This window comes from Bacillus sp. NPDC057893, from assembly GCF_042796455.1.
Taxonomy (GTDB): Bacteria; Bacillota; Bacilli; order Bacillales; family Bacillaceae_G; genus Bacillus_A.
Genome location: NZ_JBHVNG010000002.1, coordinates 1,336,195 through 1,349,865, shown reverse-complemented (window position 1 = coordinate 1,349,865; position 13,671 = coordinate 1,336,195). Strand labels below are relative to the sequence as shown.

At 33.5% G+C, this 13,671-nt stretch carries 11 protein-coding genes; 3 read left to right on the top strand and 8 right to left on the bottom strand.

All coding sequences use genetic code 11. The annotated features are described in order from the left end of the window. Positions 1 to 654: 654 nt before the first annotated feature. On the top strand, positions 655 to 1,404 hold the full coding sequence (locus ACFVQC_RS15695; protein ID WP_377898647.1) for a DUF4397 domain-containing protein: 750 nt from the start codon (positions 655 to 657) through the stop codon (positions 1,402 to 1,404). A gap of 33 nt (positions 1,405 to 1,437) precedes the next feature. Here ACFVQC_RS15695 and ACFVQC_RS15690 read toward each other — a convergent pair whose 3' ends face one another. Continuing rightward, positions 1,438 to 2,571, bottom strand: coding sequence for a BA2291 family sporulation histidine kinase (locus tag ACFVQC_RS15690; RefSeq protein WP_377898646.1), 1,134 nt, complete (start codon positions 2,569 to 2,571; stop codon positions 1,438 to 1,440). 238 nt (positions 2,572 to 2,809) lie between these two features. On the opposite strand from ACFVQC_RS15690, the gene ACFVQC_RS15685 reads away from it, so the two are divergent. Beyond that, positions 2,810 to 3,202 carry a YueI family protein gene (locus ACFVQC_RS15685; RefSeq protein WP_377898645.1) on the top strand — a complete coding sequence of 131 codons (393 nt, stop codon included), beginning with the start codon at positions 2,810 to 2,812 and terminating at the stop codon, positions 3,200 to 3,202. A 35-nt stretch (positions 3,203 to 3,237) separates the two neighbouring features. Here ACFVQC_RS15685 and ACFVQC_RS15680 read toward each other — a convergent pair whose 3' ends face one another. After that, entirely contained in the window at positions 3,238 to 4,662 is a 1,425-nt protein-coding gene (locus ACFVQC_RS15680; RefSeq protein WP_377898644.1) for an aldehyde dehydrogenase family protein, read from the bottom strand. Between the two features lie 144 nt (positions 4,663 to 4,806). Continuing rightward, the gene (locus tag ACFVQC_RS15675; protein WP_002148192.1) at positions 4,807 to 6,162 is read right to left on the bottom strand and encodes a hemolysin family protein; all 1,356 of its coding nucleotides are present in this window, start codon (positions 6,160 to 6,162) and stop codon (positions 4,807 to 4,809) included. Positions 6,163 to 6,525: 363 nt separating this feature from the next. Between ACFVQC_RS15675 and racA the strand changes: the two genes are divergently transcribed. Next, on the top strand, positions 6,526 to 7,068 hold the full coding sequence (racA, locus tag ACFVQC_RS15670; protein WP_377898643.1) for a chromosome-anchoring protein RacA: 543 nt from the start codon (positions 6,526 to 6,528) through the stop codon (positions 7,066 to 7,068). Positions 7,069 to 7,170: 102 nt separating this feature from the next. On the opposite strand, the gene ACFVQC_RS15665 is transcribed toward racA, so the two are convergent. The 5 genes from ACFVQC_RS15665 to ACFVQC_RS15645 all read right to left on the bottom strand — a co-directional run bounded on the left by ACFVQC_RS15665 (position 7,171) and on the right by ACFVQC_RS15645 (position 13,614). Further along, positions 7,171 to 7,767: a hypothetical protein gene (locus ACFVQC_RS15665; protein WP_002148196.1), complete on the bottom strand. Its 597-nt coding sequence runs from the start codon at positions 7,765 to 7,767 to the stop codon at positions 7,171 to 7,173. 317 nt (positions 7,768 to 8,084) lie between these two features. After that, positions 8,085 to 9,935: a hypothetical protein gene (locus tag ACFVQC_RS15660; RefSeq protein ID WP_377894942.1), complete on the bottom strand. Its 1,851-nt coding sequence runs from the start codon at positions 9,933 to 9,935 to the stop codon at positions 8,085 to 8,087. Then, positions 9,925 to 11,742 carry an AAA family ATPase gene (locus ACFVQC_RS15655; RefSeq protein WP_377898642.1) on the bottom strand — a complete coding sequence of 606 codons (1,818 nt, stop codon included), beginning with the start codon at positions 11,740 to 11,742 and terminating at the stop codon, positions 9,925 to 9,927. The genes ACFVQC_RS15660 and ACFVQC_RS15655 overlap by 11 nt, the downstream gene beginning before the upstream one ends. A gap of 107 nt (positions 11,743 to 11,849) precedes the next feature. Continuing rightward, complete coding sequence (locus ACFVQC_RS15650; protein WP_002085825.1) at positions 11,850 to 12,110, bottom strand: hypothetical protein; 261 nt, start codon at positions 12,108 to 12,110, stop codon at positions 11,850 to 11,852. Positions 12,111 to 12,186: 76 nt separating this feature from the next. Then, positions 12,187 to 13,614, bottom strand: a complete 1,428-nt coding sequence (locus ACFVQC_RS15645; protein ID WP_377895958.1) for a basic amino acid/polyamine antiporter — start codon at positions 13,612 to 13,614, stop codon at positions 12,187 to 12,189. Between the last annotated feature and the right edge of the window lie 57 nt (positions 13,615 to 13,671).

Here is a 13,671-nt window from a genome sequence, read left to right as displayed (position 1 = left end):
GAAAATTCAGAATCAAATACGAAGACCAACCCTTATCTTTACGCTTAAATACCCCTTCCTGATTTAAGATAACAACAAATCGAATATTTTTTTAACATAATATCAGCTTCCCTCAATTGCTGACATTGTGTAAACTTCGACGGAACTCCCGTTATTCTCCTTCCTATTATCCTACTTTATATTGCATATTTTCAAACAAAATTCGACATTTCACTTCGCCACATTTATCGTAACTATTACTTAACAAATAGTATCACCTGTTTAGAACAATAAAAAAAGAACCGATTAACCATATTAATCAGTTCGGCACGACGCTCTTTTATCGGCATTACCTTATCCAACGCATCACTAAAATTAATAGAAATACTCATAATGCAAATCCATAATTCGTCCAACAACCTATAGCACCAAATCCTCCATAACTTCATTCCCAATAACTATTGGGATATCCACATCCAAGGGTTCCACTCCTTCCATCAAAGTCAAACTACCTTTCCTTTATAATTTATGTAGGACAATTATCGATTTGTATGTGTGTTTGCCTATAAATAAAAAAATCCCCATTTAAACTTTTCCTTCTAGAAAGGCAAATTTTTTGCATAACCTCTTTCTAGCTTCGCATATATTTGTAATGATGATAAAGGAGGAATGTTCATGACTCAATCCGAAATTGAAAAATATGGACAAGAAGCTGCACGTTACGAACAGCTCGCTCGTTACTATCAATATAGCAATCCTAAAAGATATGTAGAACTCTATATGAAATACCATGATGCAATTACAAAACTTGTACAAGCATATGAAAAGAGAGATTCACAAGAAGCAACTTTACCGTCACATATGAGAGTTTTTCACACAGCTCCCCATACACCAGCAGTTGATATTATTATAAACGGACAAAAGGTTATTAAAAATATTTCTTTTAAACAATTCAGTCCGTATTTATCATTAGTACAAGGTAAATACCGTATTGATATTGTCCCTGTCGGAAACGAAACTCCAATATTCTCAGCATTAGTACCAATAATGGGGAATCACGCTTATACCCTTGCAGCGGTCAATAGCGATAATCATCTCCAATTACAACCTATTCTTGATAATACTCATTTACCATCTGGTCAAGCAAAAATACGGTTTGCACATTTTTCACCAGACACTCCAGTAGTAAATGTAAATTTAAAAGATGGGGATCATTTATTTGAAAATGTACTCTTTAAACAAATAACAGATTTTTTACAAGTTAGCCCTGGTACAGCAGATATTGAAGTTTCACTTGCGGATACAAAAAAAGTACTATTAACCATTCCGAAATTCAACGTTGAACCAAATACAATTTACACAATTTCAATGGTAGGTTATTCAACTGAGGATCCAAAATTAGAGACCGTTATACTTACAAATTAAAACAGTCTACACCATTTGTATGGTGTAGACTGTTTACTTTTGAAACGTAATTTGAAATTCTGTCCAATCGTTATTCGAACGACACAATATGGATCCGTTATGTTTTTCTACAATTTGTTTACATACAAATAGTCCAATACCAGTTCCTAGCTTTTTAGTAGTTACAAATGGCTCAAAAATGGTCTCTACATTTTCTGCTGGAATCATAGGCCCATTATTTTTTATAACAATGCGAACAGCCTGATCCTCTTCAAATACATCAATAATAATTTTCCGCTCTTCTTTCACCGATTCAAGAGCATCAATCGAATTCATTAAAATATTTAAAACTACTTGCCTCACTTCACTCCGGTAACCAACGAGTGGAATAGGATACGGCAAATTCTTTTCAATCAAAACATTTGCATTAACTAAACTTGGATATAAGAATTGTATAATATCTTGAAATAAGTCATTTAGCCAAAAACGTTCCGATTCATTCCACATTTCTTTTTTCGATACAAGTAAAAATTGCGAAATCCTAAAATTTAATTGATCTAATTCATGTGAAATAATATCTAAATACGATAGATTAGGATGGTCTGTCTTCAATAGCTTGACAAATCCCATAATCGAAGTTAGCGGATTACGAAATTCATGCACAAAACTAGCCGACATTTGCCCTAGAATCGTAAGCCTTTCTTTATGTGTTTCATTTATATATTGCTGTTTTTCTTCTAAATTCCTCGATATAATTTCTGAGTATTTTAAAACGGTATAATAAATTAATTTGTCAAAACAAGTATGTATTTTGGCCATAATCGGTTTCAGTTCACGGGCGCTTACATCCAATTCGCACATTGCTTCAAAAAGTTCATTTCTTCCCACATTTGCATTGTAAACAAAATCTCCAATATTCGCATCTGCACCTGCACGCTCAATAGCCATTTTCTCACATAATGGCTGAAGATAATTAATGTCTTTATCTTCCATAATGAGTTCGATAATTAACTCTAATAAATTTTCTCCATTTTGAACAACTTCTTGTTTAAATGGATCTTTTTCGGAAATTATCATTTTGTTTTTCCAGTTCTCTACGAATTGGTGCCTGTTGTTTTTCAAGTGCGAACAAAATACTTCTTTAATATCCTTATCGATTGGAAAAACCTCCATTCCCTCCATTTCCATACGACGAATACCCTTTATATTTTGAATATTAACACAAAAAACACATTTCGTTAATAGATTTTTGTCACATTTTGTTAATTTCTGTTGATAAAATTTATTTTTCCTTTCTTATTTAAATAAGTTGTATTCATATATCCCTTTTCCCTTCTCATTTTTCAAATTATTTTCCTGTTCAAAACTACTTTTTTGCATCCTTTTTAATTCTTGCGTACAATAAGAAGTGAAAGGTGTGAAAAATATGGTAAATAAAAATGTGGAAGACTATCTCCAAGAAGGCATATATGGCCAAAAGCAAAACAAACCAGAAGAACGTAATATGTACTTAACTACATTACGTGAGCGTGTAGAGATCGCTTTAACCATCGGTCAAGTAATGCAAAGTAATGTGTATACAGAAGTAACAGGTAGCATGCGTTCTTCTCAAGCATTACAACTATTCCTAAATGGTAGCATTGCTTACCCACATTTATCAAAATACATTAAATTAGCAAATGAAAAAAATGTTCCTTTTACAATTGTTCAAAATAAAGGCACAGAAACACCAATCGGTTTAGTACTATCTCATAGCACTGCTGTAGACAAAGAACACATTTATGCCGAAGATGATATTTTCAAACAAGAAATGAAGTAAAATAAAAGGTACACTTGATTAAAAAAGTGTACTTTTTATTTTTTAATACATATTAATTTCATTTCTGTCATTTCTTCTATTGCATATTTAATTCCTTCACGGCCTGTGCCACTCTCTTTTACACCACCATAAGGCATATGATCTACCCTGAACGTTGGAATATCATTAATCATGACACCACCGACTTCTAATTCATCAATTGCACGCATTGCTTTACATAGATTGTTTGTAAATACACCTGCTTGTAATCCATAACGTGAATTATTTACTTGCTCTAAAGCCTCATCAAATTCTTTAAATGTATTTACAGTCATAAGTGGACCGAATACTTCTTGGCACTGAACAGATACATACTCTGGAACATTTGTTAATACAGTTGGTTCAAAAATCCTTGCATCACGTTTGTTACCACCGTATACAACATTTGCTCCTTCCTTAACTGCCTCTTCCACCCATGAATTTATACGTTCTACATCGTTTTTTGAAATAAGTGCCGATACATCTGTTTCTTCATGAAGCGGGTCTCCTACTACAACGCTTTCCATTGCTTTCGTTAATTTTGTAATAAACTCCTCCATTTTGCATTCATGCACAAAAACACGTTGTACTGAAATACAAACTTGTCCATTATTCACAAACGCGCCCCATTTTACACGTTCAATTATTTCGTCTGTCAATTCAACATCTTCATCAATAATTACAGCAGCGTTCGATCCTAATTCTAACGTCACTCGTTTCAATCCAGATTTTTCCTTAATTCCAATACCTACTTTCGGACTTCCTGTAAAAGTAATACTAGCAACGTTCTCATCTGTTACTAATGCCTCACCTACAACAGATCCAGGTCCAGAAATTATATTGAAAGCTCCCTTTGGTAAACCAGCTTCTTCAAATAATTCTACCAATGCATACGACGAAAGTGGCGTTTGGTCTGCTGGCTTTAGCACAATAGTATTTCCAGCCGCAATTGCTGGGCCTACTTTATGTGCTACTAAATTAAGCGGAAAATTAAACGGTGTAATAGCACCAATAACCCCGATTGGTTGTCGAATTGTATACGCTATACGGCCCTCTGCTCCTGGCGCAGCATCTAATGGTAACGTCTCACCATATATTCGCTTCGCTTCTTCAGCTGCAAACTTATATGTTTGAACAGTGCGATCTACTTCTCCCCGTGCAGCACGAATTGGTTTTGCAGCTTCTTTTGCGATAATCTCTGCAAACTCTTCTCTTCTCTCATCCATTTTTTGTGCAACCTTTTCTAAAATATTTGCACGGTCGTATGCAGATAATTTTTTCATTTCTTTCATTGCATTTTTAGCCGAAACTACCGCTTCCTTAACGTCATCTTCTGTACCTTGCGCAATCTCCGCTAATGTTTCTTCAGAATATGGTGCATACAATGGTTTATACGTCCCTACTGATTTCCATATCCCATTTATATATAAATGCTTTTTCATAGTGGTTCTCCTTCCAAATATATGTATACAATAATACATTACCTTTATTTCACCTGGTGAAAGGTCTGACTTATGTAATTGTATCATAGCCCTAATACACCAAAAAACATTTTGCTCAAAAAAAACTCTGCTACAAAGCAGAGTTTACGAACTAATTTGTTCTTGGAGCGAAATCTTTTTTTCATCTCCTACAATAACAATCGATTCTGAAGGTTTCGTTACTTCTAACCTCTTAATATAGTGTCCATCTAATTCTTTCACACAAAACTTATACTTTTCAATTTCAATGGTATCACCTTCGGAAATCTCAATATTTTTTGTTAGGATCCAACCGCCGATCGTATCGACATCATCGTCGTCAATAGTCAAACCTAATAATGCATTCACTTCACTAACAAGTACTTTTCCTTCTAAAATTGTTTTCGTCTCACTAACTTGTTGAATTTCCGGCTGTTCATCAGTATCAAACTCATCTTGAATATCCCCTACAATTTCTTCTAAAATATCTTCAACGGTTACAAGACCTGATGTACCACCATATTCATCAATTAATATAGCGATATGTGTCCTTTCTCTTTGCATTTTTAAAAATAAATCATGAATTGGGATAGATTCAATAACTAAAATAATTGGCCTAATATATTGCTCCACTGTCTTTTCACTAACAACTCGATGCTTCACAAAATCTGTAAATATATCTTTAAAATTCACAAAGCCTATTACATGGTCCTTATCACCATCAACAACCGGATACCTCGTATATTTTTCATGAGACATTTTTTGTAAAGCCTCTTCAGCAGGCATTTCTTTATTTAAAATATTCATCTCTGTTCGTGGTACCATTATTTCTTTCGCAATACGATCATCAAATTCAAATATTTTATTCACATACTTATATTCAGATTGATTAATCTCACCTTTTTTATAACTTTCTGAAACTAACAAGCGCAATTCTTCTTCTGAATGCACTTCAGCATGCCCTTTTGGTGGTTTCAACCCAAAAAACTTTGTAATTAACCGAGCTGATCCATTTAAAAGCCAAATGAATGGGAATGCAATACGATTAAAAAAAATGAGTGGCTTAGCAACAAAGAAACTCACTTGTTCTGCTTTTTGAATCGCGAATGTTTTTGGAGCTAACTCTCCTACTACCACATGGAAAAATGTGATAAACAAAAACACTAAAATTATAGCGAAAATGTCTGCGAGTTGAGTAGGGACGTTCCAATTTGCAAACAGCACATCAAACATGTGCTTTAGCGCCGGTTTACCAGACCACCCAATCCCAAGAGCTGTAACAGTTATTCCTAATTGACAAGCCGATAAATATTCGTCTAAGTTTGTAATGATTGTTTTGACAGATAGTGCACGATTATTTCCTTCTGCAATTAAATAGTCAATTCGTGAACTCCTCACTTTAACAATTGCAAATTCTGCTGCCACGAAAAATGCCGTTAAGGCAATTAAAACAATCACTATACTTATACTATATATGTCCAAATACTTTTCCTTACTTACAGTGTAAGCAAGGAAGCCACCTCCTACTTAAATTTATTCAAGTGAAGTAAGCATTCTTATACTCTAATAAAATTCTACATTATTAACCACCTTTTTATATATTATATGCATACATAAAAAAGATATTTATAATTATGATAATCTAATTAGCTTATTATCGTCAAACTATAATAATCCCAATTTTCCGATATTTTAAAATAATTTATATACATCGTATGTGCTAAACAGCTAAACTTCGTGAAAAAACACTTTCTTTGCCGATTCCACACTTCTTTTGTCACACCTGAAGGGAACTTGCTACATAACTAGAAATCATTCAACAGGATGTATATAGGAGGGATTATTTTGGAATATAAAACACCATTTATCGCAAAGAAATTAGGTGTTAGCCCAAAGGCTGTTGTCCGGATTGCACAACAATTAAATCTTACGATAAAAAAAAATAAATATGGTCATTTTATTTTCACACAAGTTGATTTAGATCAAATGTTAGAATACCATCGTTCTCAAATGGACCAGCCTCAAAACTCTCAAACTACTCAAAAAACATCTTCAAATGATATAGAAAAATTAAAAACTCAAGTAAACACAATTGTTCAAAATACATCATCGAATGATTTTAAACAATTAACAGCTCAATTAACCACAATTACGAGAAGACTAGATCGAATGGAAGAACAAATGCAAGATAAAGCAAATGATGTCGTTACATACCAACTCTTACAACATCGCCGCGAAATGGAAGAAATGTTAGAACGAATTCAAAAACTAGAAGCTGCCCTAAAAAAAGAAGAACCAATATACATTACTCCTGATGCAAAACCAACATATGAAAGAGAAAAGAAACCGAAGCGTCGTAAAATGATTTTTAGTATATTTGGACTATAACCTTGTAGACCCTTATTACAAAAATAAGGGTCTACTTTTTCGTATGAAGAAAGATGACTGTAATATGACACCCTTCTTCATACTATACATATTCATATATTTTTATTTTGTTAACATAATATTTTTACTGTATTCTGCAATAAGTACCTGCGCATGAGCATTCCCTTGAATAATATCACGGAATTCTTTCAAAGAATACAGATGTGTAGCCCCTTTTCGAGCATGAATCCGCACTGGTACACCTTGTAAATTATCATGAAACTGGAATGGACTATCTATCGGTTCAATTGGAAAACCGAGTGTAAGTAAATACATATACATTCTTTTTGTAACTGCTGCAATATACCATTCCGCTTTCGTCTCTAACGCATGCATAAATAAAATAGCTGCCAGCCTTTTGAAATGTCCTCTCCCCCGAGACGTTTTCGCAATACTTAACTTTCCTATTTCATACACATTTTTCAAATCTTTCACTAAATCATTTTTAGAAAACGGATAGAAAAACTCAGAATTTGATTGTTCAGGTACTGTAAACTTAATACATTCTACTGTACCAATATGATGTTCATCTTCTATTAATAAAAATCGTGATGGATTTAAATTACGTTCTACAAACATTAAGTTTCTTTCTTCACAAAAATCTCCCCACAGTTGCTCGAACCAAAAATGTTCTTCCTTTGTTTGAACACGCTGGAACATATTTACCCGCCTTTCCCATCGCCGTTCTGTTTTTTGATAACGCTTTCACTCACTATCATATAAGAACAAATCTTCGTATGCAACTAAAAATATTTATGTCTTATTATATTCTGCAAATTGAATTAAATTCCTATTTCACACTCTTTTCCCCCGCATGTACCATTTCTTACTTTCTTATACAATCATACATACAAAGAAAGTTAATTGCTCTAATGAAAAATGTTTATCCTTTCAAGTTCGACCCACGTTATGCTTCTTTCCTTATGGCATATAATTCTTCTTAACCTAAAGAAATCCTTCATTAAAAAGGATTTCTTTTACATTTTATTACTTTTTAACCATTTCTCAAAAATTTGAATCATCCCATGCTTCCCAGCCAACTTCTCTTCTCCTTGTTTCGTTTTATATGGATATAGTTGTAAAAACACTCCACAACCAGATTCAATTTTTTTACTATGCATATGGCTACCTGGATATACACAAATCACTTCATAAATCGCTCTTCGCTTAAAAATTCTTTTGCCATTCTGTTCTTCTACATACTTAATGGACCAGTATTTATACATTTGCTCAGTTGCTTTTGTATTACCGACAGGCTGAAAAATATTGTACATAGGGCTGTATTTCACTTCGATAATAATAGAAGATTTATATACATACTTCTCTTCTTCCTTTACATAACAATCTAAACGAATATCCGGTTTCTTTGTATCCTCTCCGTTATAAAAATTACTTCCTTTGCTTAGTGCAATAAGAGGGTGTGTTTCAATTAAATCATTAAACGCGACGTACACTTTTATATCATCTCGATGTAAAATCACTGTCGTTCCATCTTGTAATCCGTCTAAATAAAAATGTTCTTGTATTTGTTCACGGATAGGATTCTTATCTTCAAATCCGATTTGTTCTAATATAGAAATAACAATAAAAAAAGCGTAATACTCATACACTAAAAACGTTGGTTTATATACGAATAATAAAGATGGGGGTTGCTCTGTATGTTGCGGTAACAATTCTAAATGGTGGATTAATTGCTGATGTGGTATAGATAAAGTGTTCGAATTAATGGTAGCTGTCTCAGAAACTTCCCGCCAAAATGGAGAATACAATAAATTTCGAAAGTATTGCACGCTTTCATATACGATATGAGCTAGTATTTTATATTCTTGTATTTTCACAGAACTTTTCCGTAAATCTGCTTCTTTCAATAAATGTAGATTTCTATATTTTTGTTTTTCCCTATCCGTCACGGATCCATTTCGTTCAATCGTTTTCATAATTGTTTTAACAGCTTGAAATTCGTCTGACTTTTTCTTCTTTTCTCCTTCTAGTATTTCAATAGTTTTACGTACAAAACTTTCTGCTTCAAGTAAATAATAATAAAATTGCATCGTTTTAAATTTAAGAAATGCATTTTCAATACTATTTTTTTTCTCCTTAAATTTACGGTTGTAATATTTCGCATAAAGCTTTCTTTCTGTCATAATAGCAGTTTTTCTCGTTGTCTTCCGCTCTTTCGTTTCCCATTCATATTCGTGTACAAATTCCGCATTCGATTCTACTTTCTTAAAAATTTGTTTTATTCTTTTCATTTTTTGTGGCAACTTTCTTAACAATACCAAATAAGAAGAATCTTCAATATCGCTAAGTGCTGAGAAAGTTTTCTTGTAATAACCTCTATCTAAAATTAACTCGTTTAAAATTGACTTCACATAATCTTGAATCATTTCAAATTGGTCATCAAAAAAGTTTTTAGGAACAACTTGAAACGCACCATAATAAGTTTTATCTTCTATACGCACTTCAAAATGGTATAAGCCACAGCGCCACGGATAAAAAAATTCAGTTTTTCCATGTTCATACACTAATACTCTTTGTTTTTTTTCATTTAGTTCATATTGTGACTCTTTTATATTCTTTTGTCCCTCATATACTTTATTCCATATGAATGTAATATCCATTGGATTTTGATAATGGAAATGCAATTTCAGTGGTTTTAATTCCTGTACTTTATAAATACATTGAACTAATGCTGTAGTAGACGTACAAAGCCGGTTTAAAAGGATAAAATCGCCTTTCCCCTCCGTACCAATAATTAGCTTCAATACAAATGGGAGCGTTTCTTTCGTATCGACGATTGCTGTTTCATAACGCTCCTCATTTTGCATAGCCATACAGCTCCAGTTCTCTACGCTTTTGTCTTATATAAGCTAAAGAATGTTCAAATGTAGATACACGATTTGCAAGCGGAGACTGTAAAAGTGGTATCAATGTCGCTCCCCTTTTTGCTTCTTCAGAAAGTAGAGAGCCCACTGTCATTTCTGTCCCCCTTAATTTCGTTAATACACGCTGCTTTATTTGCAAATCAAAACCTTCTTCCCTGCTAATCATATAGGACTGATTATTTTGGAACGGTATATTTTGCAAATACGTAGCGATTGCGCTTGCACATCGGAAAGAAATTCCTTTTGATATATCGTGTGATGATAATACATCATGTAACTTATCCAATAACTCTAATTCCTCTTCAGTAAACACTTCGATCATCTCTTTATTCCTAAACCAATTGAGTCGAAATTCTCCCGTTGTTACTTTTAGCGGGGGCTGCTGAACCACTTTCTCATGTTCTATATTCATCTCGCAAAACGGAATTTTTTGTAATGTAATCAAATTTGTTCGATCTAATAATCGATCGGAAAGCTCTTTCGTCGTTTCATCAAAATTTACAGTGCCTACGAAAATAATATTCTCACCTATTTCCACTGAAGGTGGAATTTGATTTTCTATTTCTTGTATTTGCTCATACAAACTCAAAATACGATTTTTCTTTTCAAGTTGAAGAACAGATAGAAACGGAGTAAACCAATGCTCAATATGTGACATGTTCATTTCATCGAACACAATTATATACAATTGATTTGGGTTTTCTTTAGCCTTTAACAATGTCCGAACTAACTTCGTTTCACTTTCAATAAAATTACCATTCGGATGAAGGTAACCGAGAATATCATGTGGTTCTTGATACGCTGGTGAAATCGGAATCCAAATTAATTCTTCACCATAACGTAATCCAAGTGCTTCTGCATAAGCTTGCACAAAGCGTGATTTCCCAACACCTGGTATGCCACCAACAATTGTTAACATATTGGTTTTAACACTAATGTGAAAATTATATATATCTGTATCATCCAAATATAGCCCTTTATTACGAACCATACTTTGTACATACTGCAAAAAAGAGGATTCACGCTCATCCCATTCCCAGTCCTCCTTTTGCATTTTAATATCTTCTACTTCAACTAACTTACCTTCTTCAACAATTCGTTTATTTAGTTGATCATACACATTTTCACTTACAAAATATAAATAATCATCTACTGCTATTTCTACATGTTTCATCCAATCGTTTATTTCAATATATTTGCATTCTTTTCTTTGCTCAAAATATGAAATTGAACTTATTGATGATTTTAACGATAAATTTCCATACAGCCTTCCTTCATGCCACAATAATTCTGGAGGCTCAAAGTCTTTTGGTAATTTAGGCATAAGAAATGATAAGTAACCGTTGCTTAACTTCCGTTCCAAAGACGCTCTCTTTTTATAATTTGAGACCTTTGGTGAAGGAATCAATTTATATGAAGATGCTATTTCCTGAGGCTCTTCTGTGCATATTAATTCCAGAAATAAATTTCCACGATCATAATAAAGACGAAACATAACCAGTTGCTTTTCTAATTTACGCTTCTTTAAATCAGTAAAGATTTTTTCATTCTTTTTATTACTGCATAATCCTTCAAACAAATATTTTCCAGTCGGAAATAACTCTTGTAAAGTTAAAGGTATTGGAGAAAGACATTGTACAAAGAAATTTTCCCCATTCTTCTCTCCCTCAGCTTTTGCAAACCTCCCAATAAACCTCATATAATACATTCGCTTTATAAAACTTGGATGAAGAGCTTTATGTAATTTCAACGTAGTCACCTTCTTTTTTTCATACTATTCTTATTGTATGAACTACAATCTAAAACTAGAAATAAAAAACCTGACGTCATCCGTCAGGTTCAAAATTAAAACGTATATTAATGAGAAGGAAATGCTTTTTTTTCTTGTAAAATGGCATTATGAGCGATTTTCATTTTAGCAAGTACGTACCGTAATCGATCTTCGGCATTTTCATCTTTATTTTGCTGCAAACTCGCCAAATTCTCTACAGAACTCGCTAAATTTTCAATCACGCCTCGAAGTTCAGGATGATGATTAAAAAAAGATTCTTGCACTAATACTTTTCTTAAATCACTAGCTAAATCCATAATTCTAGACAACTGTTCTTTTTCTTCCATTTTCATCCCTCCTGAATATCTTATGTATTAAATATTCTCTAGACAAGGAAAAAAGCCCTTTAAATTAAAAGGACTTTTACATTTTTATATTTCCTGTCAGTAACATATAAAGTGATGTGATAGCTGCAATAACAATTGCCCACATCACATATCTCTCTATACCTACAAAACACCGATTCCCTTTTTCTTTTCTTGCAAACATGTACACGATAATCCCGATTCCATATACAATCGAAACAAGTAATAAATTCTTTAAACCAGCTGCATAAATTAACCATACAGAGTATAGGGAAGCAATTAATGCTAACAATCCATTTTTTACTCTCGCAACTTTCAGCTCTTTCGTGATGACTAATTTCAATTGAAATAGCGCTGATAATAAATACGGTAATAAAATTGATGTTGACGCAATGAAATACATAATTTGATATGTCGATTGTGAAAACAAAACGATTATAAATATAGTTTGGGCAACGATATTTGAAATCCATAATGCCATATGCGGCGTTTGCTTCTTATTTGTTTTCGTAAAGACTTTCGGAAACACACCGTCTTTTCCTGCTACGTGAGAAATTTCAGAAACAAGTAAAAACCAGCCAATTAATGTACCTACAAGTGACGCAACTAATCCAATATTAATTGCCATTGCACCCCATGGCCCAACAACATGTTCTAATACATGTCCCATAGAAGGAGTCTCTAATACTGAAAGTTCTTTTCTTGTCATGGCTCCCATTGACAGAACAGAAATTAAAATATAAATAGACATTACTAAAATAAGTCCAAGTACTGTCGCTTTTCCAACGTCTCTGCTATTTTTAGCTCTTCCTGATAATACAACTGCTCCCTCAACCCCAATGAACACCCAAAGGGTTACGAGCATGGTATTTTTCACTTGACCTAGTACAGAGGAAACTGAGATAGTTCCTTCGCCCCAAAAGTCATGTGTAAATGTATCCCAGCGAAACGCTGTTACCATCACGACAATAAACAATACGATTGGAACTAATTTCCCAATTGTTGCGATAACATTCATAATGGAAGCTTCACGAATTCCAAATAATATAAGAAAATGAAGTGACCATAATAAAAGAGAGGCACCAATGATAGACGCAGCATTATTTCCTCCTTTAAAAATCGGGAAGAAATAACCTAATGTACTAAACAGTAACATAATTGTTGCGACATTTCCTAAAATCCCTGCCAACCAGTATCCCCACGCACTGTTAAAACCAATATACTCACCGAATCCAGCTCGTGCATAACTATAAATCCCGCCCTCAAGCTCCGGTTTTTGTCTTGCTAGCGTTTGATATACGAGCGCAAGTGGAATCATTCCCATTGCTGTAATACACCAACCAATTATCGTTGCACCACTATTTGCTCCTACTGCTAAATCATGCGGTAAACTAAAAACACCGCCACCAACCATCGTTCCAACTACTAATGCGATTAACGGAAAAAACCCTAATTTCTTTTCTATTTGTACCACCCCATCTGTCATTCTAGGTGTTATGTTCGTTCAACTATTAAAGTCACCTTTTTCTCTAATAGACGTTTC